17 protein-coding genes are annotated in these 21091 nt (G+C 59.0%); 3 read left to right on the forward strand and 14 right to left on the reverse strand.

Annotation, left to right across the window (positions count from 1 at the left end):
* Nucleotides 1-10 precede the first annotated feature (10 nt).
* The 5 genes from serB to hutI form a co-directional block, all read right to left on the reverse strand.
* Entirely contained in the window at nt 11-889 is an 879-nt protein-coding gene (gene serB / locus ACR0EN_RS06865; RefSeq protein ID WP_480585859.1) for a phosphoserine phosphatase SerB, read from the reverse strand.
* A 68-nt stretch (nt 890-957) separates the two neighbouring features.
* Nucleotides 958-2640 (reverse strand): urocanate hydratase, encoded by a 1683-nt coding sequence (gene hutU / locus ACR0EN_RS06870; RefSeq protein WP_170399092.1) that lies wholly within the window; start codon nt 2638-2640, stop codon nt 958-960.
* A gap of 1 nt (nt 2641) precedes the next feature.
* Nucleotides 2642-3433 (reverse strand): N-formylglutamate deformylase, encoded by a 792-nt coding sequence (gene hutG, locus ACR0EN_RS06875; protein ID WP_480585862.1) that lies wholly within the window; start codon nt 3431-3433, stop codon nt 2642-2644.
* The gene (gene hutH, locus ACR0EN_RS06880) at nt 3433-4968 is read right to left on the reverse strand and encodes a histidine ammonia-lyase (RefSeq protein ID WP_480585865.1); all 1536 of its coding nucleotides are present in this window, start codon (nt 4966-4968) and stop codon (nt 3433-3435) included. Before hutH ends, hutG begins: the two co-directional genes overlap by 1 nt.
* Nucleotides 4965-6170, reverse strand: coding sequence for an imidazolonepropionase (hutI, locus tag ACR0EN_RS06885; RefSeq protein ID WP_480585868.1), 1206 nt, complete (start codon nt 6168-6170; stop codon nt 4965-4967). Before hutI ends, hutH begins: the two co-directional genes overlap by 4 nt.
* A gap of 81 nt (nt 6171-6251) precedes the next feature.
* On the opposite strand from hutI, the gene ACR0EN_RS06890 reads away from it, so the two are divergent.
* From ACR0EN_RS06890 to ACR0EN_RS06900, 3 genes are all read left to right on the forward strand, one after another.
* Nucleotides 6252-7607 carry a formimidoylglutamate deiminase gene (locus ACR0EN_RS06890; RefSeq protein WP_170509005.1) on the forward strand — a complete coding sequence of 452 codons (1356 nt, stop codon included), beginning with the start codon at nt 6252-6254 and terminating at the stop codon, nt 7605-7607.
* A gap of 6 nt (nt 7608-7613) precedes the next feature.
* Nucleotides 7614-8318 carry a GntR family transcriptional regulator gene (locus ACR0EN_RS06895; protein WP_170399103.1) on the forward strand — a complete coding sequence of 235 codons (705 nt, stop codon included), beginning with the start codon at nt 7614-7616 and terminating at the stop codon, nt 8316-8318.
* Nucleotides 8319-8396: 78 nt separating this feature from the next.
* Nucleotides 8397-9914: a malonate--CoA ligase gene (locus ACR0EN_RS06900; protein WP_480585871.1), complete on the forward strand. Its 1518-nt coding sequence runs from the start codon at nt 8397-8399 to the stop codon at nt 9912-9914.
* Between the two features lie 3 nt (nt 9915-9917).
* Here ACR0EN_RS06900 and ACR0EN_RS06905 read toward each other — a convergent pair whose 3' ends face one another.
* From ACR0EN_RS06905 to lipA, 9 genes are all read right to left on the reverse strand, one after another.
* The gene (locus tag ACR0EN_RS06905) at nt 9918-10646 is read right to left on the reverse strand and encodes a metallophosphoesterase family protein (RefSeq protein ID WP_480585874.1); all 729 of its coding nucleotides are present in this window, start codon (nt 10644-10646) and stop codon (nt 9918-9920) included.
* Between the two features lie 124 nt (nt 10647-10770).
* Nucleotides 10771-12366, reverse strand: a complete 1596-nt coding sequence (gene serA / locus ACR0EN_RS06910) for a phosphoglycerate dehydrogenase (RefSeq protein ID WP_170399107.1) — start codon at nt 12364-12366, stop codon at nt 10771-10773.
* Nucleotides 12367-12424: 58 nt separating this feature from the next.
* A complete protein-coding gene (locus ACR0EN_RS06915) occupies nt 12425-13579 on the reverse strand; it encodes a phosphoserine transaminase (protein WP_480585877.1) in 1155 nt (384 codons plus the stop codon).
* A 198-nt stretch (nt 13580-13777) separates the two neighbouring features.
* Nucleotides 13778-16633, reverse strand: a complete 2856-nt coding sequence (gene gcvP, locus ACR0EN_RS06920; protein ID WP_170625827.1) for an aminomethyl-transferring glycine dehydrogenase — start codon at nt 16631-16633, stop codon at nt 13778-13780.
* 111 nt (nt 16634-16744) lie between these two features.
* Nucleotides 16745-17110: a glycine cleavage system protein GcvH gene (gene gcvH / locus ACR0EN_RS06925; protein ID WP_170393732.1), complete on the reverse strand. Its 366-nt coding sequence runs from the start codon at nt 17108-17110 to the stop codon at nt 16745-16747.
* A 17-nt stretch (nt 17111-17127) separates the two neighbouring features.
* A complete protein-coding gene (gcvT, locus tag ACR0EN_RS06930) occupies nt 17128-18222 on the reverse strand; it encodes a glycine cleavage system aminomethyltransferase GcvT (protein ID WP_480585880.1) in 1095 nt (364 codons plus the stop codon).
* 16 nt (nt 18223-18238) lie between these two features.
* A complete protein-coding gene (locus ACR0EN_RS06935) occupies nt 18239-18661 on the reverse strand; it encodes a universal stress protein (RefSeq protein WP_170393736.1) in 423 nt (140 codons plus the stop codon).
* 75 nt (nt 18662-18736) lie between these two features.
* Nucleotides 18737-20110 (reverse strand): alanine/glycine:cation symporter family protein, encoded by a 1374-nt coding sequence (locus ACR0EN_RS06940; RefSeq protein WP_170393738.1) that lies wholly within the window; start codon nt 20108-20110, stop codon nt 18737-18739.
* A 25-nt stretch (nt 20111-20135) separates the two neighbouring features.
* A complete protein-coding gene (gene lipA, locus ACR0EN_RS06945) occupies nt 20136-21080 on the reverse strand; it encodes a lipoyl synthase (RefSeq protein WP_170818373.1) in 945 nt (314 codons plus the stop codon).
* Between the last annotated feature and the right edge of the window lie 11 nt (nt 21081-21091).

A 21091-nucleotide genomic window follows, 5' to 3' on the forward strand; every position in this document is an offset into this window, starting at 1 on the left:
AGGAAGCCCCTTAGAGGCCTTGAAATTCTGACCTGCCATAGCCCTGCAGATACAACAACGCTGTCAGATCGCCGTGATTTATGCGGACATCACATTCGGCAGCGACCGAAGGCTTAGCGTGCAACGCGACACCCGTCCCCGCCCGACCCAACATTCCCAGATCATTTGCTCCATCGCCGACGGCAATCACGTCAACCTCGGAGATACCTAGGCGTGTTGTGATCTGCTCCAATGCCTCTATTTTGGCCTGTCGCCCAAGAATGGGCCACTTCACGTCGCCGGTAAGCTTGCCATCCTCAGCCAGCAATGTATTCGCCCGGTTCTCATCAAACCCAAGCGCTTCGGCGACCTTAGCCGTAAAAGCCGTGAACCCACCCGACACCAGCGCTGCATAGGCCCCATTCGCGCGCATCGTGGCAAGTAGCACCTTACCACCGGGCATCAATGTGATCCGTTCATCCAGAACCTTGCCGATCACGCTTTCATCCAGCCCTTTCAATAAGCCCACACGCTCAGTCAGCGCACCTTCGAAATCCAGCTCGCCGTTCATTGCACGCGCGGTGATATCCTTGACCCGATCACCGACACCAGCCTCATCAGCCAGTTCATCGATGCATTCCTGTTGGATCATGGTGCTGTCCATATCGGCCAGCAGCATCTTTTTCCGGCGACCGTCGGCTTTTTGCACGACCAGATCCACGCCCATCTGTTGCAACTCGCCCCAGACGTCCCAGCGATTGTCGGGAGTTTCTGGCAGGGAAAACTCGGCCGCCTCATCGAGGCTCAGCCAGTTCGCATCACCCCCGCCCCATGCATTCCGCAACGACTCAACCAGCGTCGCCTCTAAAGAAGGGGCCGCAGGGTTGGTCAGCAGAGTAGCTACATACATGTCAGGCCTCCGATTAGCGCACCTGCGGGATATCGCAGGTGCAGCATTTTCACCAGAGGCAGATTGATCTAACCGAGAATACCAGGCAGGCGCAGCCCATGTTCGCGAGCGCAGTCTTTCGCGATCTCATACCCCGCATCTGCGTGACGCCAGACGCCTGAGGCAGGGTCGTTCCACAGAACGCGCTCCAATCGCCGCGCGGCATCATCGGTCCCATCGGCGCAGATCACAACACCCGCGTGCTGACTAAAGCCCATGCCCACGCCGCCGCCATGATGCAGCGAGACCCAGGTCGCACCGCTGGCCGTATTGATCAGAGCGTTCAACAGCGGCCAATCCGACACTGCATCCGAGCCGTCCAGCATCGCCTCGGTCTCGCGGTTCGGGCTGGCGACCGAGCCCGAGTCCAGATGGTCTCGGCCAATGACAACAGGCGCTTTCAACTCGCCATTGGCAACCATTTCGTTGAAGGCCAACCCCGCGCGGTGGCGATCTCCAAGGCCGATCCAGCATATACGTGCGGGCAGACCCTGAAACGCAATGCGTTCCTGCGCCATATCCAGCCAACGATGCAGATGCTCGTTCTCAGGGAACAGCTCCTTCATCTTGGCGTCGGTCTTGTAGATATCCTCGGGGTCACCCGACAATGCACACCAGCGGAACGGGCCGATGCCCTTGCAGAACAGCGGCCGGATATAGGCGGGCACAAAGCCGGGGAAGGCAAAGGCATTCTCCAAGCCTTCATCCTGCGCCACCTGACGGATGTTGTTGCCGTAATCCAGCGTCGGAACGCCCGCGTTCCAGAAATCGACCATTGCAGCGACATGCTGTTTCATCGAGGCACGGGCGGCCTTTTCAACCGCTTTAGGATCAGTTTCGCGCTTGTCCTTCCACTGCGCCATGCTCCAGCCAATCGGCAGATACCCATTGATCGGGTCATGGGCGCTGGTTTGGTCAGTGACGATATCGGGGCGCATGCCACCGGCCTGCATCCGCGCATAAATTTCGGGGAACACCTCAGCCGCATTGCCTAGCAGACCCACAGATTTCGCCTCGCCCGCCTTGGTCCAGCGGTCGATCATCTCAAGCGCTTCGTCGAGAGTCTCGGCTTTTTCGTCCAGATACTTGGTGCGCAGGCGGAAATCGATAGAATCCGGATTGCACTCGACCGCCAAACAACTGGCCCCGGCGAACACTGCCGCCAGAGGCTGTGCGCCACCCATGCCGCCCAGACCGCCGGTCAGAATCCACTTGCCAGTCAAGTCGCCGCCATAGTGCTGACGGCCAGCCTCGGCAAAGGTTTCGTAGGTGCCCTGTACGATGCCCTGCGTACCGATATAGATCCACGAACCGGCCGTCATCTGGCCGTACATCATCAGCCCCTTCTTATCGAGCTCGTTGAAGTGATCCCAATTGGCCCAATGAGGCACGATGTTTGAGTTGGCGATCAGAACCCGAGGCGCATCCTTATGGGTGCGGATGATCGCCACCGGTTTGCCCGACTGGACGATCAGGGTTTCATCCTCTTCCAGATCTTTCAGCCCTGCGACGATCCGGTCGAAATCGTTCCATGTCCGCGCCGCGCGACCGATGCCGCCATAAACCACCAGCTCGTGCGGGTTTTCGGCCACATCCGGATGCAGGTTATTCATCATCATCCGCAACGGCGCTTCGGTCACCCAGCTTTTTGCGTTCAGTTCGGGGCCGGTGGGCGGATAGATATCGCGGGTATTCTTGCGAGGATCGGTCATGTCAAAGCTCCAATGCAGTGTCTTGGATGGCGTCGAGAATATCCACCAACCAGCGACGCAGGCGCTTGGCTTTCGCCTCGTCAAACGCCCACGGAGGGGTTTCGGCGGACAGATAGGTAGATTGCGCCAGCTCCATCTGGATCGCGTGTTGGCCCTCATCAGGACGGCCATAGTGGCGGGTCGTCCAACCCCCTCGGAATCGCCCGTTCAGGACGGTGCTGTAAGGGGAGGAATGCGAAAATTCATAGGCCGCGGCCTCAATGCCGGGGGCACAGGTCGCGCCACCATCGGTGCCGATGTTCATATCCGGCAGGGTGCCTTCAAACAGGAACGGAATCTTGCTGCGGATCGAGTGGCAGTCAAACAAGATCGCAACGCCGTGTATTGCCCGCACCCTTTCAAGCTCTTGCTCAAGCGCGTTGTGGTAGGGCGCGTGGTAGGCGGTTCGACGTACCTCGATCTCATCGATTGAGGGCTCCTGCCCCTCGGCCCAGATCGGCTGACCGTCAAAATCGGTCAACGGCACCAGAGTTGTTGTGTTCTGCCCAGGATACAATGATACATCCGCAGGGTCTCGATTAGCGTCAATGACATAGCGGTGGATATGGGATTGCACGACCGTCGCGTTGGCAACGAGCCCATCGTAGAGCTGATTGATATGCCAATCCGTATCCGCCAGCGCCTGCCCATTCGCATTCAGTCGCGCAGCAATGTCGTCGGGCACATACGTGCCGCCATGCGGCTGTCCCAGCACGATGGGCCCATCGCCACGCTGAACGCTGAAAACCTGCATCACGACAGCTCCGGCATGGGCATTGCAGCTGCCTGCAGAATAGTTCCGCTTTCGACTAGGGACTTCGCGGTTTCCAATTCGGGTGCCAGATAGCGATCATCGCCAAGCGACGGGATACCGTCGCGCAATCGCCCAACCACGCTGGTCAGCGCTTTGCTGGTCGCAAGAGGTGCGCGGAACTCGATGCCTTGCGCGGCGCAGAGCAGTTCGATCCCCAGAATATAGTTCAAATTATCAACCATCCGGCCTAAACGCCGCGCCCCGTGGGCAGCCATCGAGACGTGGTCTTCTTGATTGGCCGATGTAGGTGTGCTGTCGGTCACACATGGGTTGGCCAGATGTTTGTTCTCGCTCATCAATGCAGCCGTCGTGACCTCGGCGATCATCAGACCCGAGTTCAGCCCCGGCTCGGGCGTCAGGAAGGGCGGCAGATCAAAGCTAAGCGCCGGGTCGACCATTAATGCGATCCGACGCTGTGCGATCGCCCCGATCTCTGACAGGGCCAAAGCAATCATATCGGCGGCAAAGCCTACCGGCTCGGCGTGGAAATTCCCGCCCGAAACAATTGCATCCGGATCGGTCAGAACCAGCGGATTATCAGTGGCCGCGTTGGCCTCAGTTACAAGAGTTGCAGACGCCTGCCGGATCACATCCATCGCTGCGCCGGTCACCTGTGGTTGGCAGCGGATGCAATATGGATCCTGCACTCGCGTATCCCCATCACGGTGACTTTCGCGGATCTCAGATCCCTCCAGAGTGGCCCGCATCGCCGCCGCCGCTTCGATCTGACCACGATGCCCGCGCAGCGCGTGAATCTCGGGTTGCAGAGGGGCGGTGGATCCCATGATCGCATCAGTTGAAGCCGCCGAAATCACCAGCGCATTTTGTGCTGAACGCCAACCTTCAAACAATCCGGACAGAGCAAAGGCAGTCGAAAATTGCGTCCCGTTGATGAATGCAAGGCCCTCCTTTGGACCAAGTTGAATCGGCTCTAGCCCAGCTGTTTTCAGAGCCTCTGCACCCGGCATAACAACACCGTTCACCTCTGCCTTGCCCTCACCGATCACCACAGCGGTCATATGGGCCAGTGGCGCAAGATCGCCAGACGCGCCGACCGAACCCTGTGCCGGGATCACAGGTGTCACACCACACGCCAGCATCCGTTGTAGCAATTCGACAAGTTCCCAGCGGACACCCGAAGCACCTCGGCCGAATGACAGCAACTTCAGTGACATCATCAGCCGCGCCAGACGACGCGGCACTGCCGGACCCACCCCGCAACAATGGCTGAGGATCAGGTTGCGCTGCAGGGTTGAGGTATCTTTGGCCGCAATCTTGTGACTCGCCAGTTTGCCAAAGCCGGTGTTGACGCCATAGACGGGCTCGGTCCCTTCGGCAGCCTGCGCAATGCGGGCAGCAGCGACCTCAACCTTGGGTTGGCAGGTGGCGTCAAGCGAAATGGCGGCTTCGGTCCAGTAGATCTGGGCAAGCTGATCCAGCGAAACCTGACCAGGGACAAGCAACAGAGGTGTCATTCCAGACCTCCAAAAATACGTTTATGCAGAGGGTTGAAACCGATGCGATAGGACAGTTCTGCAGGGTGAGTGGCATCCCAGACGGCCAGATCAGCGCGCAATCCGGGCGCGATCACGCCGGTATCATCCAGACCCAAAGCACGGGCCGCGACGCGGGTAACACCTGCCAATGCTTCCTCAGGCGTCATGCGAAACAAAGTGCACCCCATGTTCATTGTTAGCAGCAGAGAAGTCAGGGGTGAGGATCCCGGATTGCAATCGGTCGCCAGTGCTATGGGAACATTCTTCTGGCGCAACAATTCAATCGGCGGAGCTTGCGTTTCATGCAGCGTATAAAACGCGCCGGGCAGCAGGACCGCGACCGTTCCGGCCCCAGCCATGGCGGTAACGCCGTCGGCGTCCAGATATTCGATATGATCAGCGGATATCGCTCCGTAAGCTGCTGCCAGCTTAGCCCCACCTAGATTTGAAAGTTGTTCAGCATGCAGCTTCACCGGTAGGCCAAGCTCTTGCGCGACAACAAAAACCCGTTCGATCTGTGTGGGATCAAATGCAATGCCTTCGCAGAACCCATCCACCGCGTCCACCAGCCCTTCGGCATGGGCCGCGCGCAGTGTCGGAATGCAGACCTCGTCAATATAGGCGTCATCCCGACCCGCATATTCTGGCGGAACGGCATGTGCGCCAAGAAAACTGGTGTTGACCCGAATAGGGCGCTCCCGCGCAATTCGGCGCGCCGCGCGCAACATACGCAGTTCGGTTTCGGTATCGAGCCCATAACCCGACTTCACCTCGATGCAGGACACACCTTCGGCCAGCAATGCGTCCACGCGCGAAAGCGCGCCTGCAAGCAGCTCTTCTTCTGTTGCTGCCCGCGTGCCGTTTACGGTCGACAGGATGCCTCCACCCGCGCGGGCAATTTCTTCGTAGGTCGCGCCCTTCAGGCGCATTTCGAACTCAACCGCGCGGTTGCCGCCAAACACAACATGAGTATGAGCATCAATCAGAGCAGGCGTGATCAAGCGGTCACCATAGTCGTTTAGCGGCCACTCGGCATATGACGGCGGCATTGCCGACCGAGCGCCAACCCAAACGATTTCCGACCCATCGATGGCAATCGCACCATCCTCGATCATCCCATAGGGTTGGTCGCCCCCCATGGTGGCTACATGTTTGCTACAAAGAACAGTTTTTTTCGTCATGGCGATTCTTTTGGGCTCCCCCTGCGCTTGTTTTTTTCGTATACGGCTAAAAATATAAAGTCTACACAAAATGGAATTACGATGACGGTTCATGCCAAAACGGCCCTGTTAGGCTCTGAGTGGGTGCACAACCTACGAGTCGAAATCGAGGACGGTCGGATCGCTGCGCTGAAATCAGGGACCGAGCCAAAACCCGAAGACACTCGGGTCGACGTGTTGCTGCCCGCTTTGGCGAACCTGCACTGCCATGCCTTTCAACGCGCCATGGCGGGCATGACCGAAACGCGCGTAGCAGGGCGCGAAAGCTTCTGGACCTGGCGTACCTTGATGTACCGATTTCTGGACCGCCTCACTCCTGCACAGATCGAGTCCATTGCTGCATTGGTCTATATGGAGATGCAGGAAGCCGGGTATGCTGCGGTCGGGGAATTCCACTACGTCCACCACCAACCCGGCGGCACGCCTTATGCGCAGTTGTCTGAGCTGAGTCAGCGCATCTTCTCGGCAGTCAGCCAAACCGGGATTGGATTGACACATCTACCGGTGCTCTACACCTATGGCGGCGTCGCGCAAGAGCCTCTGACCGGTGGACAATTGCGGTTCGGCAATGATGTGGAAAGGTTCCTGCAGCTTGTCGAGGACTGTAAGCCGCTGATGCCTTATGCAGACAGCCAGATCGGCATCGCGCCGCACTCTCTGCGTGCGACCTCGCCTGATGATCTACGGCAAGTGCTGAACGCTACCCCGCGAGGCCCGGTGCACATCCACATCTCTGAACAAGAGAAGGAGGTCACGGATGTAGAAGCCGCTCTGGGTCAGCGACCGGTAGATTGGCTGCTGAGCAACGTGGATGTGAACGAACGATGGTGCCTGATCCATGCAACTCATATGACAGACGATGAAACCCGCGCTCTTGCCCGATCCGGGGCTGTGGCCGGTCTGTGCCCGATCACAGAGGCCAATCTGGGGGATGGTATTTTCAATGGTGCCGTCTACATCGAGCAGGGCGGTGCCTTTGGTGTCGGTTCAGACTCGAATGTGCGCATTTCACTGCCCGAGGAATTGCGTACGCTGGAGTATTCTCAACGTCTGCGCGACAAGGCCCGCACTGTGCTGGTACGTGGCGAAGGCTCGGTCGGTCAAACGCTGTATACCGGAGCCGCCCGCGGTGGCGCACAGGCGCTGGGGCGCGACGCCGGAGAGATCGCAATAGGTCATCTGGCCGATCTGGTTGCGATCGATCGAAGTCACCCCACCCTGTGTACTTTGCGCGACGATCAATTGATTGACGGCCTGAGCTTTGCCGCGCCTGACGGAACAGTGACCGACCTTTGGTCTGCCGGGCGACATCAGGTGCGCGGCGGGCGGCATATCGCCCGCGATGCGATCCTGAACAATTATCGTGCCGCGATGAATGACCTTTTGGAAGACATCTGAACTGATATGACCCAAACCAGCGACACAACCAGCTACAAAGACATTAAGCAAACCGTCCTGCGCCGAATCCGCTCGGGCGAATTGCAGCCCGACGCTCTGCTTCCCAATGAGCAAGAATTAGCGGTCGAGTTTTCGTGCACCCGCACCACAGTCAACAGAGCACTGCGGGAACTGGCGGATGAAGGGTTTCTTGAACGGCGCCGAAAGGCAGGCACCCGGGTCCTTAGCGCACCGCAGCGACAGGCGCGCTTCACAATTCCTCTGGTCCGAGATGAAATCGAAGCGGCGGGCGGAACCTATCGCTACGCTCTTGTATCATGTGAAACGCAGATCGCCCCAGACTGGCTGGCGGCCCGGTTGGCCCTACGTGCTGATCAAAGTGTGATGCACGTGCGATGCATGCATTTCTCCGGCAATTCACCTTTTCAGTTCGAAGACCGCTGGATCGTGATAGACAGCGTACCTCAGGTCACGCAGGCAGATTTCTCTAGCGTCGGACCCAATGACTGGCTGGTGCAAACTGTCCCGTTCACCAATGTCGAGTTGACCTTTCTGGCCAGCCGCGCCGATACCACTTTGGCCGGATTTCTGGACGTTCCCGAGGGTGAACCCGTTTTTACTGCCGAGCGTATCACCTGGCTGCAGGGTCAGCCGGTAACGTTTGCCAAGATGTATTTTGCGGCCGGATATCGGATGACAACCGAGTTCTGATTGTCCGGGCTTTACGCTTCCCCAATTCCACGACAGATTTGCTGCAGAATGTGCGCGTCTGCTGGAAAGGATATCGGGATGGGCAACCCGCTTTATGATCGTTTGCTGGGCATCCATGCAGGCAAGGATACGCCATTTTTGCACCTTCCGGATGATCAGACTTTGACCCATGCCACGTTTCTGGACACGGCGGCCCGTCTGGCCAACACCATGACAGGACTGGAAATGGAACCGGGCGACCGCGTGGCGGTGCAGGTGGAGAAATCCGTTGAGGCACTGGCGCTTTATGCCGCCTGTGTCCAAGCGGGGCTGATCTTTCTACCTCTCAATACGGGCTATACGACGCAAGAGCTAAGCTATTTCATCGAAAACAGCGGCGCTTCACTGGTGGTGTGCGATGAGGCAAACGAGGCAGGGCTTGCCGAGATCGCGCAAAAGAACAATGCCCGGCTTGAAACGCTGAACGCCGACGGTTCAGGCAGCCTGATGCGGCGTGCTCTGGGGATGCTTCCGGCCTTTCAGCCGGCCCACCGATCCGAAGATGATCTGGCTGCGTTTCTATATACTTCAGGCACGACGGGGCGTTCGAAAGGGGCAATGCTGACGCAGGCGAATCTGCTGTCGAACGCGGAGACCCTTGTGCAGGAATGGCGATTCACAAATGATGACGTGCTGTTGCACGCGCTGCCGATCTTTCACACGCATGGACTGTTTGTTGCGACAAATGTCGTCCTCGCATCGGGCGGGTCGATGATATTTCTGCCGAAGTTCGACCTGGAAGATATGTTACGCCTGATGCCACAGGCAACGGCGATGATGGGGGTGCCGACGTTTTACACCCGCCTGCTAAGCGACGACCGCTTCGCCCAAGATCTGACTCAGGATATGCGGCTGTTCATCTCAGGTTCAGCGCCTTTGCTGGCAGATACCCACGTTCAATTTGAAGACCGTACAGGTCATCGCATTCTGGAACGCTATGGCATGACCGAGACGAACATGAACACTTCTAACCCCTATGACGGCGAACGCCGGGCGGGAACGGTCGGATTTCCCCTGCCGGATGTTGAACTGAAGGTCACAGACCCCAAAACAGGTCAAACCCTAGCAGATGGTGAGATCGGCATCATCGAGGTGCGCGGTCCCAATGTGTTTCAGGGCTACTGGCAAATGCCCGACAAAACCGCCGCAGAACTGCGCGAAGACGGGTTCTTCATCACCGGTGATCTAGGGCGGATCGATGAAGATGGCTATGTCCATATCGTCGGGCGTGGCAAAGACCTGATCATCTCGGGCGGGTATAATATCTACCCCAAAGAGATCGAGCTGCTGCTAGACGAACAACCCGGCGTGCTGGAAAGCGCGGTAATTGGCGTCCCGCATCCGGATTTCGGAGAAACCCCGGTTGGCATTCTGGTCCCTGCCCCCGGTCACACGCCAGATATCGAGGCCATCATGGGTGCGGTTCGGGACGCGCTCGCCCGGTTCAAACATCCCCGCCAGTTGATCTTGCTGGACGAGCTCCCCCGCAACACAATGGGCAAGGTGCAAAAGAACATCCTGCGTGACCGCTGCAAAGACCTTTTCACCAAGACCTGATCTTCAAGGCAAAAGCGCAACGCGACCCTTGTCCGTCAACAACCAGCAATCCTGTCCTTCGAGCACCGCAACGCCAACCGGACGGCCATACCCTGCGCCGCTATCCAGGTTGATGCGATTGCCGTAATGCGTTGATTGATCCACCGGCGTATGCCCATGGACGATCAGTTTCGGATGCGGACCTCGGTGGTTGTGAAAGGTTTGCCTGATCCAGACCAGATCATTTTCCCGTTGTTCGCTCAACGGAATACCGGGCCGAATGCCCGCATGGACAAAAGCAATCTCGCGCGTTTGATGCATGGCGATGAGCCCTTGCAGAAATATCCGATGCGCATCGGGAACCGCACCCCGCGCTGTTGCATGCAGATCCTCGAGCCGTGTCTGCTGATCGAAGAACACGCCATAGCTTTGTAGTGTTTCGACACCACCCAACCGCTCGTGCAGCCAATGATACCCGACCAACATATGCGGATCGTGACGTGGGACATCTTCGAGGAACCATGAAAACATCCGGTCATGGTTGCCCAGCAGAGTGATCCACCGCTTGCCCGCATCGCGACCAGCGATCAGCCGATCCAGAACGCCCCGGCTGTCGGGGCCCCGATCAACGTAATCGCCCAGATACACGATCTCGGCATCGGGGCCGCCATCGCGTTCGATCAGCGCCAAGGAGCGCTCGAACTCATCCACGCGGCCGTGCAAATCTCCAATTGCGTAGATCGGATTGGTCATCAGCTTCCCCTCGGGCAATGGTGATTGCCGCACTTCTGGCGCAAAATCAGCACTTTGAAAAGGCGATGCCCACGCTTTGGACAAGCGCGGGCATCAATCTGTCACAGAAGTTCAACAGCGACCGTCAGGCCACGTCAAACTCCAACGGTTTGATCTGAGTAAACAGACCTGTCTCGGCGAGTTTGGCGCGCGCCTCGGCTGGTACCGGTTCATCAACATAAAGCAACGCAATCGCCTCACCGCCGGCTTCGGATCGTCCAAGAGTAAAGTTCGCGATGTTCACATCGTTCTCGCCCATGGTCTGTCCTAAAGCACCAATGATGCCCGGCACGTCTTCGTTAGTCGTATAGAGCATATGCGCCCCGATCTCGGCATCGATATTGATGCCCTTGATCTGAATAAACCGCGGCTTGCCGTCGCTGAACACCGTGCCACCGATTGAGCGTTCACGCTTTTCAGTCACCACAGTGACCTTGATATAGCCTTCGAACGCACCGGATTTGTCCTGATTGGTGGTCGATATCTGGATGCCACGCTCTCTCGCGACAACCGGGGCCGAGACCATGTTCACCTCGGGATTGAATTTCTTCATGATTCCGGCAACGACCGAACAATTCAACGCAGCCAGGTTCATGTTCGCAGCGACACCGTCATAGAGGATGTTGATTGCCTTGATCGGCTCATCCGTCATCTGACCAATGAAGCTGCCCAGATGCCCGGCCAGCTTGATCCACGGCCCCATGACCTTGGCCTCCTCTGCCGTCACACTGGGCATGTTCAGTGCGTTCTCGACCGCTCCGGTCAGCAGGTAATTCGAGATCTGCTCGGCCACTTGCAGCGCCACGTTCTCCTGCGCCTCAGTCGTGGCCGCACCCAAGTGCGGTGTGCAAACCACATTGGGTAGGTTGAACAGGGCGTTCTCCTTGGCCGGTTCCTCACTGAACACGTCAAAGGCCGCACCGGCGACATGACCCGATTGCAACGCCTCGGCCAGCGCGTCCTCGTCGACCAGACCGCCACGGGCGCAGTTGACAATGCGCACGCCTTTCTTGGTCTTGGCCAGATTCTCACGGCTGAGGATATTGCGCGTCTGATCGGTCAGCGGCACGTGCAGAGTGATAAAGTCAGCGCGGGCCAGAAGCTCGTCCAGTTCGACCTTTTCCACACCCATCTGCGCGGCTTTCTCTTCGCCAAGGTAGGGATCATAGGCGACGACCTTCATCTTCAGACCCAAAGCACGCTCGCATACGATGCCACCAATGTTGCCCGCGCCGATCACGCCCAGGGTCTTGTTGGTCAGCTCAATCCCCATGAACTTGGACTTTTCCCACTTACCCGCGTGGGTCGAGGTGCTGGCTTCGGGGATCTGCCGCGCCACGGCAAACATCATCGCGATGGCATGCTCGGCGGTGGTGATCATGTTACCGAACGGTGTGTTCATCACGATCACGCCTTTTTTCGAGGCCGCATCCTTGTCGATGTTGTCGGTGCCGATCCCGGCACGACCAATGACTTTTAACTTGTCTGCCTTCTCCAGAATGGTTGGCGTGACTTTGGTGGCAGAACGGATGGCGAGGCCGTCATACTGACCGATCACCTCGGCCAGCTTGTCTTTGTCCTTTCCCAGATCGGGCATGAAATCCACGTCGATGCCACGGTCGCGGAAGATTTGAACGGCGGTTTCGCTCAGCTTGTCAGAGACGAGTACTTTGGGAGCCATATTTTTGGTCCTTGAACATTGTGGAAGGTCCGGGCCGGATGCGGCCCGGTAGAAAAGGTCAGGCAGCTTCGATTTGCGCTGCAATCTCGGCTTCAAAAGCCCATGCAAGCCAGGGCAGCATCGCCTCGATATCTGATATCTCAACCGTGCCGCCGCACCAGATGCGCAGACCCGCAGGGGCGTCGCGATAGGCACCGATATCAAGCGCAATGTTTTCGGCCTCAAGCCGTTTGGCGACGGCTTTGGCAAAAACGGCACCATCTTGAATGCGCGTATCGGTGAACTTCAGACAGACCGACGTATTTGATTGAGTTGTCGAGACTTCGGCCAGATTGGCGATCCAGTCATTTTGGTCGCAGAACGCATGAACCGCGCCAGCATTGGCATTCGCACGAGCAATCAGCCCCTGCAAGCCTCCGACTGAACGCGCCCAATCCAACGCGAAAAGGTAATCCTCAACCGCGAGCATTGAGGGTGTGTTGATCGTCGCGCCGGTGAATATCCCATCAATCAGCTTGCCACCTTTGGTCAGGCGGAAGATCTTCGGCAAAGGCCATGACGGGGTGTAACTCTCCAAGCGCTCGACCGCGCGCGGAGACAGGATCAGCATCCCATGAGCCGCCTCTCCGCCTAGAACCTTCTGCCAGCTGAACGTTGTCACATCCAACTTGTCCCATGGCAAGTCCATCGCGAACGCAGCGGATGTCGCGTCACAGATCGTCAGACCCTGACGATCATCAGCAATCCAGTCGCCATCTGGGACCCGCACACCCGAAGTCGTTCCGTTCCATGTGAACACCACATCGTTGGCGAAATCGACGGACGCGAGATCAATGATCTGCCCGTACTCGGCGGTTTTCACTTCAGCGTCGATTTTCAGTTGCTTGACCACATCAGTCACCCAACCCGCGCCAAAGCTTTCCCAGGCCAGCATTTCAACTTTACGCTCACCCAGCAAAGACCAAAGCGCCATCTCAACTGCACCGGTGTCCGAGGCTGGTACAATGCCGATGCGATAATCCGCCGGTATGCCTAGAATCTCTCGCGTGCCTTCAATGGCCGCCTTCAGCTTGTCCTTGCCGACAGCAGCCCGATGCGAGCGGCCCAAGGCGGCATCCCCCAGTTTGGTCAGATCAAATGTGGGGGGTTTGGCACAGGGGCCCGAGGAAAAACGCGGGTTGGCCGGCCGCGTCGCCGGTTGTTCGATAGTCATGTGTATTACCCTTCCAGATACACGCCCCTCGTTGGGGAGGGGTGTCCCACGCACAGAGGTATGGGTCGTTTGCACCTGCAGCAAGCGTAAAAGACGCTTCATCAGCGGAAAACGACACTGGAGATGGGCTCAGATCAGAACACAGGTTTCCGATGGGCGAAAACCCCCGCCAGTTGGCGGGGGTTTATTGATTGAGGTTTATTCAGCGGCGTCCATGTATTCGGTCATTGGCGGGCATGTGCAGATTAGGTTTCGGTCTCCGTATGCGTTGTCGACGCGGTTGACGGGGGACCAGTATTTGTCGACGCCCATGGAGCCCGGGGGGAAGCAGGCCTGTTCACGGGTGTAGGGACGGTCCCAGTCGCCGACCAGATCGCGCACCGTGTGGGGAGCGTTTTTCAGCGGGTTGTTTTCCGCATCGATCTTGCCGTCGATGATGTCCTGTGCCTCGGAGCGGATGGACAGCATGGCGTCGCAGAAGCGGTCCAGCTCGTCCATGGGTTCCGATTCCGTGGGCTCGACCATCAGGGTGCCGGCCACCGGCCAGGACATGGTGGGTGCGTGGAAGCCGCTGTCCACCAGACGTTTGGCAATGTCATCGACGCTGACATGGGCCGCCTCGTCCAGCGGGCGGGTGTCGAGGATGCATTCATGCGCCACGCGACCCGTTTCCGAGGTGTAGAGGATCGGGTAGGCATCCTTGAGCCGCGCCGCGATGTAGTTGGCGTTCAGGATCGCCACCTTGGTCGCCTGGGTCAGACCCGCGCCGCCCATCAGCAGCACATAGGCCCAGCTAACCGGCAGGATCGAGGGCGACCCAAAGGGCGCCGCCGAGACCGGACCCACGGCGGTGCCGTATTCCGGGTGGCCGGGCAGGTGCTCGGTCAGATGCGCTTTGACGCCGATCGGACCCATGCCGGGGCCGCCGCCGCCATGGGGGATGCAGAAGGTCTTGTGCAGGTTCAGGTGGCTGACGTCACCGCCGATGTCTCCGGGACGCGACAGACCCACCATGGCGTTCATGTTGGCGCCGTCGATATAGACCTGACCGCCGTGATCATGGGTGATCTGGCAGACCTCCTGCACGGTGGTCTCGAACACGCCATGGGTCGAGGGGTAGGTGATCATGCAGGCGGCCAGATGGTCCGAGTGCTTTTCGGCCTTGGCGCGGAAGTCCGCGAGGTCGATATTGCCGTTCTCATCTGCCTGCACCGGCACGACCTGCCAGCCCACCATCTGGGCCGAGGCCGGGTTGGTCCCATGCGCCGAGGTCGGGATCAGGCAGACGTTCCGCTGCCCTTCGCCGCGGGCGAAGTGGTAGTTACGGATGGTCAGCAGGCCCGCATATTCGCCCTGCGCCCCCGAGTTGGGCTGCTGGCTGATCGCGTCATAGCCGGTGATCTGGCACAGCTTGTCGTTCAGATCATCGATCATCTCGTGATAGCCCTGCGCCTGATCTTCGGGGCAGAACGGGTGCAGGTTGCCGAACTCGGGCCAGGTGACCGGGATCATCTCGATCGTGGCGTTCAGCTTCATGGTGCACGAGCCCAGCGGGATCATCGCCCGGTCCAGCGCCAGGTCGCGGTCGGCCAGACGGCGCATGTAGCGGGTGATCTCGGCCTCGGCCCGGTTCTTGTGGAAGATCGGGTGGGTCAGGTACTCGCTTTCGCGCAGCGCGTAATCCGGCAGGCGATAGGCCACGTTCGAGCTGTCATCCTTGCGGTCGATGCCGAAGGCCCCCCAGACCGCCTCGATGGTCTCGGGCCGGGTCTGTTCGTCCAGGCTGATGCCCACTTTCGTGTCGCCGACCTTACGCAGGTTGACGCCCCGGGCCACAGCGGCCTCCATGACCGTTTTCTGCAGATGGCCAACCTCAACCGTGATCGTGTCGAAGAACACTTCCGGCTCCACAGCAAAGCCTGCCTCTTCCAGACCGGCAGCCATACGCGAGGTCTTGCGGTGCACCGATTGCGCGATGGCCTTGATGCCGTCGGGGCCGTGATACACGGCATACATCGAGGCAATCACCGCCAGCAGCGCCTGCGCGGTGCAGACATTCGAGTTGGCTTTCTCACGCCGGATGTGCTGTTCGCGGGTCTGCAGCGCCAGGCGGTAAGCCTTGTTGCCCCGGCTGTCGATGCTGACACCGATGATCCGGCCCGGCATCGAGCGCTTCAGCTTGTCGGTGGTCGCCATATACGCGGCGTGCGGGCCACCATAGCCCATCGGCACACCAAAGCGCTGGGTCGAGCCGATGGCGATATCCGCGCCCATCTCACCGGGCGACTTCAGCAGCGCCAGCGACAGGATATCGGCGGCGACGATGGCAATCGCCTTGTGTTCATGCAGGGCCGCAATCTCGGCGGTGAAGTCGCGCACATGGCCATGGGTGCCGGGGTACTGGAAGATGGCGCCAAAGACCGCGCCCGCATCCAGCGTGTCCGGATCAGCCACCTGCACCTCGATGCCCAGAGGCTCGGCGCGCGTTTTAATCACCGCGATGGTCTGCGGGTGGCAGTTCTTGTCGACAAAGAAGGCCGCGTTGTTGGCCTTGGACCGGCCACCGCGCTTGGCCATGGCCATGGCTTCCGCCGCCGCAGTCGCTTCGTCCAGCAAGGACGCGTTGGCCACGTCCAGCCCGGTCAGGTCGCTGACCATGGTCTGGAAGTTCAAGAGCGCCTCAAGTCGGCCCTGGCTGATCTCGGGCTGGTAGGGCGTGTAAGCCGTGTACCAGGCCGGGTTTTCCAGAATGTTGCGCAGGATCGGCGCCGGCGTGGTGGTGCCATAATAGCCCTGACCGATCAGCGAAGTCAGAACCTTGTTCTTGCTCGCCACCTCTTTCATGTGAAAGAGCGCATCGCGCTCGGTCATCGCCGGACCCCAGTCCAGCGGCTCTTTCTGCCGGATCGCGGGCGGGACGGTGGCGTCGATCAGCTCGTCCAGCGTCTTGAAGCCGATCACCTTGAGCATGTCGCGCATCTCGGTCGGGCTGGGCCCGATATGGCGGCGGTTGGCGAAGTCATAGGCTTCGTAATCGGTCAGTTTGAAGGCCATGTGTGCGCTCCTCAAGGATAGGTCAGGCCCGGCGGAGACGGCAGGAGCCTCCGGCGGAAGTATTTGGAAACAGATGAAGGGGCGGGGCCGCGCACGGACCCGCCGCCTGAGTTAACCGATGAAGGCCTTGTAGCCGGCCTCGTCCATCAGGTCTTCGAGCTGCGAGGCGTCCGCGATCTTGATCTTGTAGATCCAGGCCTCGCCTTCGGGGTCTTCGTTCAGCGCGCCGGGATTGTCGGCCAGTGCCTCGTTCACCTCGGTGATCTCGCCGTCGACCGGTGCGTAAAGCTCGGACGCCGCCTTGACGGATTCAATCACGCCGATCTCGCCGCCTTTTTCGAACTCGTCGCCTGCTTCCTGCTGTTCCACGAACACCACGTCACCCAATTGCTCGGCGGCGTGTTTGGTGATGCCCAGCGTGGCGGTGTCGCCGTCAACGCTCAGCCATTCATGCTCTTCGGAATAATAGGTTGCCATGTCTCTCTCTCCTGACTTCAACGCTTGTAATTCTGTTTGACGAAGGGCAGCGCCACGATCTCAGCCGGTTGCGGCTTGCCCCGGATGATCAGGTTCACCTTCTCGCCCGGCTCGCCATGGCCTTTGCTCAAATAGCCCATCGCCACCGGTCCACCCACCGTGGGGCCAAACACGCCCGAGGTGATCTGACCGATGCTGTTGCCCTCAAGGCACTGGATCTCAACGCCCTGACGCGCTGGCGCACGGCCTTCGGGCTTGATGCCCACCAGCTTGCGCGCGGGACCTTCGGCCAGTTCCTTCTGCACGCGGTCCGCCCCCGGAAAGCCGCCCTCTTCCTTGCGGCGTTTCTGGATCGCCCAAGCCAGCGAGGCCTCAATCGGTGAGGTGCCTTGGTCGATGTCATTGCCATAAAGGCACAGACCTGCCTCCAGCCGCAGGCTGTCGCGCGCGCCCAGACCGGCCGCTTCGCAATCCTCATGCGCCAGAAACGCCTTGGTGATCTCGATCGCCTTGTCTTCGGGGATCGAGATCTCGTACCCGTCCTCGCCCGTGTACCCCAACCGCGAGATGCGGCATTCGACGCCGTTGATCTCGGCCACCGTGGTTTCCATGAACTTCAGATCCCGCGCGGCGGGGCACAGTTCGCCCACAACGTTTTCCGCCGCAGGGCCCTGAACCGCCACCAGCGCGCGGTCGAAAATCTCGATCACTTCAACGCCTTCGAGGTGCTCACGCATATGCGGAATGTCCTGATGCCGCAGCGCCGCGTTCACCACCACAAAGTAATGATCGCCCGCATTCGACACGATCAGGTCATCCATGATCCCGCCTTCGGCATTGGTGAAAAACCCGTACCGCGCCTTGCCTTCCTTCAGCGTCGCATAAGCCTGCGGGCAAAGCGCTTCCAGCTTCTCACCCACATTCTCACCCCGCAAAATCACCTGACCCATATGGCTCACATCAAACACCGCCGCCTTCTCACGACACTGCTTATGCTCCCCCATAATCCCCAACGGATACTGAACAGGCATCTCCCAACCCGCAAAATCAACCAACTTACCCCCCAACTCAACATGCAAAGCGTGAAGAGGCGTGCGTTTTAATTCGGTCATCAACTTAACCTTTCAATCAGCGGGACTGGTCGCGAACAACCGTGACGGTGCAATGCGCGTTGCGCACGACACGGGCCAGGTTCGGGCCAATCTCATAGTTCGGGAAATCGCCTTTGGTCGAAGCCATGACGATCAGATCAAAGCCCTCTTTGTAGGCGAGCTTCAGAATCTCACGATAGACGCTGCCTTCTTCGATATGGATCGCCACATCAGATGCACCGTTGTGATCCAGTATGGCCTGCACCGCATTGCGCACGTGGTCTTTTGCGCCTGCGCCATAATTGGCGGGCAGATTCGGCAACTGGATGATCTCAGGAATGACGGCAATCGCGTGCAATTCAGCGCCGTAGAACTTTGCTTGTTCCTGTGCGAGCGGCAGGGCGTTCTTCCACGAACGGTCGTCGGTGTGATCAATCGGCAGCAGGATTTTCGTGGCCATCACGTCTCTCCTCGAGAAATGGAATTCTGTTTGAAGCCGGGGGGCCGGGATGGCCCCCCGTATTTTCATCCGAGATTATTCGGCGGGTGTGCCGCCTGGCTCCTCGGACTTGCCACCTGAGGCAAAGAACTCTTTCGTCAGTTTGAAGACGATCGGGCTCAGCAGCGCCAGGGCGATCAGGTTCGGAATGGCCATCATCGCGTTCAGCGTATCGGCCAGCAGCCAGATGAAGCCCAGATCCGCTGTTGCGCCAAAATAGATCATGACGATCCACAGGACGCGGTATGGCATCAGGGATTTCACGCCTAGCAGGAACTCAACACATTTCTCGCCATAGAAGGACCAGCCTAAAATGGTGGTAAAGGCAAAGATCGACAGAGCGATGGCGATCAGATACCCACCGATACCCGGCAGCGACAGTTCGAACGCGTGACTGGTTAGTGCTGCACCGGATTCACCCGATGTCCAGGCACCCGACGAGATGATAGCAAGACCGGTGATGGTGCAGACGATGATCGTGTCGATGAACGTACCCAACATCGCGATCAGGCCCTGGTTGACCGGACCTTTGGTCTCGGCTGCGGCGTGTGCGATCGGAGCGGAACCCAGACCGGCTTCGTTCGAGAAGACACCACGTGCCACACCAAAGCGGATCGCGGCCCAAACGGCAGCACCCGCGAAACCACCTTCGGCGGCCGACGGGGTGAAGGCGTAGGTGAAAACAAGCGACAGAGCGGAGCCGATGTTACCGATGTTGATCAGTAGAACCAGCAGGCCTGCGACGATGTAGGCAATCGCCATGAACGGAACCAGTTTACCTGCAACCGCACCGATGCGGGTGATGCCGCCCAGGATCACGGCCGCGGTCAGAACCATCAGGACAACGCCGGTAACCGAAGTGTTCAGGCCGAAGTTCGACTCCAGAACCTGTGCAACACCATTGGCCTGTACACCGTTGCCGATGCCGAACGCCGCGATTGCGCCGAACAGAGCAAATGCAACACCCAGCCAGGCCCATTTCGCGCCGAGGCCGTTTTTGATGTAGTACATCGGGCCGCCGACATAGTTACCAAGCTCGTCTTTTTCGCGGTATTTCACCGCGCAGACAGCTTCGGCATATTTGGTGGCCATGCCCACCAGGGCGGTCATCCACATCCAGAACAAGGCGCCCGGACCGCCCAGGAAGACAGCTGTGGCCACACCAGCGATGTTGCCCGTACCGATAGTCGCAGATAGCGAGGTCATCAGTGCGTTGAACGGGCTGATCTGGCCCTCGCCCTGACCTTCGCGGCCTTTGAACAGCAGGCTGAAGCCTGTGCCAATGCGCAGGATCGGCATGAACTTCAGGCCGACCTGCAGGAAGAAGCCAACGCCGAGAATGAGAACCAGCATCAGCGGCCCCCACACGACGCCATTGATGGCCCCTACGATTGAATTTAACGCTTCCATGGTTTCCCTCCCATTTGCGTTAGGTTTATGCCCTGTTCGCCAAAGCCCGCTGGCGGGCCCGCTTAAGGGCGGCAAAGTCTTCGTCCGCGTGGAACGATGATCGGGTCAGCGGCGTTGCCGACACGTGCAAAAAGCCCTTGGAACGCGCGATCTGTTCCAGTTGGGCAAATTCTTCCGGTGTCCAGAACCGGTCAATCGGATGGTGTTTAGGGGTCGGTTGCAGATATTGGCCGACGGTCAGGAAATCGACATTGGCCGCGCGCAGGTCGTCCATGACCTGACGGACATCGTCCAGACTTTCGCCAAGCCCGACCATCAGGCCAGATTTGGTAAAAAGCTCCGGGTTCGCGCGTTTGGCATCATCCAGCAGACGCAGCGAGGTGTAATAGCGTGCACCCGGTCGCACAGTTGGATAAAGGTGCGGCACAGTTTCCAGATTGTGGTTGAAAACGTCCGGCGCCGCTTCAAATACGACCTCTGAGGCAGTGCTTTTTCCAAGAAAATCGGGTGTCAGAACCTCGACCGTGGTACCGGGGTTCTGATGGCGCACGGCACGGATGGTCTGAGCGATATGCTCGGCCCCGCCATCTGCCAGATCATCACGGTCGACCGATGTGATGACTACATGGCGCAGGCCCAGTTTCTTGACGGCGGCGGCGACTCGCCCGGGTTCAAACACATCCAGAGCATCCGGGCGACCCGTTGAGACATTGCAGAACGAACAACCCCGCGTGCAAACCTCACCCATGATCATCATGGTGGCGTGGCGCTTGGACCAGCATTCGCCGATATTGGGGCAGGCTGCTTCTTCGCAGACCGTCGCCAGATCATGCTCGCGCATGAGGCGTCGTGTTTCATAGTATTCAGCGCTGTCGCCCTTTTTCTTGCGAATCCACTTAGGCTTGCGCGGGATGACACTGTCGGCCTTTTTGGCTTTTTCCGGGTGGCGAGGACGAAGCTGGATGGTCATCTGGCTGGTCT

The sequence above is a fragment of the Ruegeria sp. AB7 genome (assembly GCF_056542625.1).

Bases quoted from the DNA above. Each gene is read 5' to 3' on its own strand.
- serB (WP_480585859.1), bottom strand. From the start codon at position 889: ATGTATGTAGCTACTCTGCTGACCAACCCTGCGGCCCCTTCTTTAGAG.
- hutU (WP_170399092.1), bottom strand. From the start codon at position 2,640: ATGACCGATCCTCGCAAGAATACCCGCGATATCTATCCGCCCACCGGC.
- hutG (WP_480585862.1), bottom strand. From the start codon at position 3,433: ATGCAGGTTTTCAGCGTTCAGCGTGGCGATGGGCCCATCGTGCTGGGA.
- hutH (WP_480585865.1), bottom strand. From the start codon at position 4,968: ATGACACCTCTGTTGCTTGTCCCTGGTCAGGTTTCGCTGGATCAGCTT.
- hutI (WP_480585868.1), bottom strand. From the start codon at position 6,170: ATGACGAAAAAAACTGTTCTTTGTAGCAAACATGTAGCCACCATGGGG.
- ACR0EN_RS06890 (WP_170509005.1), top strand. From the start codon at position 6,252: ATGACGGTTCATGCCAAAACGGCCCTGTTAGGCTCTGAGTGGGTGCAC.
- ACR0EN_RS06895 (WP_170399103.1), top strand. From the start codon at position 7,614: ATGACCCAAACCAGCGACACAACCAGCTACAAAGACATTAAGCAAACC.
- ACR0EN_RS06900 (WP_480585871.1), top strand. From the start codon at position 8,397: ATGGGCAACCCGCTTTATGATCGTTTGCTGGGCATCCATGCAGGCAAG.
- ACR0EN_RS06905 (WP_480585874.1), bottom strand. From the start codon at position 10,646: ATGACCAATCCGATCTACGCAATTGGAGATTTGCACGGCCGCGTGGAT.
- serA (WP_170399107.1), bottom strand. From the start codon at position 12,366: ATGGCTCCCAAAGTACTCGTCTCTGACAAGCTGAGCGAAACCGCCGTT.
- ACR0EN_RS06915 (WP_480585877.1), bottom strand. From the start codon at position 13,579: ATGACTATCGAACAACCGGCGACGCGGCCGGCCAACCCGCGTTTTTCC.
- gcvP (WP_170625827.1), bottom strand. From the start codon at position 16,633: ATGGCCTTCAAACTGACCGATTACGAAGCCTATGACTTCGCCAACCGC.
- gcvH (WP_170393732.1), bottom strand. From the start codon at position 17,110: ATGGCAACCTATTATTCCGAAGAGCATGAATGGCTGAGCGTTGACGGC.
- gcvT (WP_480585880.1), bottom strand. From the start codon at position 18,222: ATGACCGAATTAAAACGCACGCCTCTTCACGCTTTGCATGTTGAGTTG.
- ACR0EN_RS06935 (WP_170393736.1), bottom strand. From the start codon at position 18,661: ATGGCCACGAAAATCCTGCTGCCGATTGATCACACCGACGACCGTTCG.
- ACR0EN_RS06940 (WP_170393738.1), bottom strand. From the start codon at position 20,110: ATGGAAGCGTTAAATTCAATCGTAGGGGCCATCAATGGCGTCGTGTGG.
- lipA (WP_170818373.1), bottom strand. From the start codon at position 21,080: ATGACCATCCAGCTTCGTCCTCGCCACCCGGAAAAAGCCAAAAAGGCC.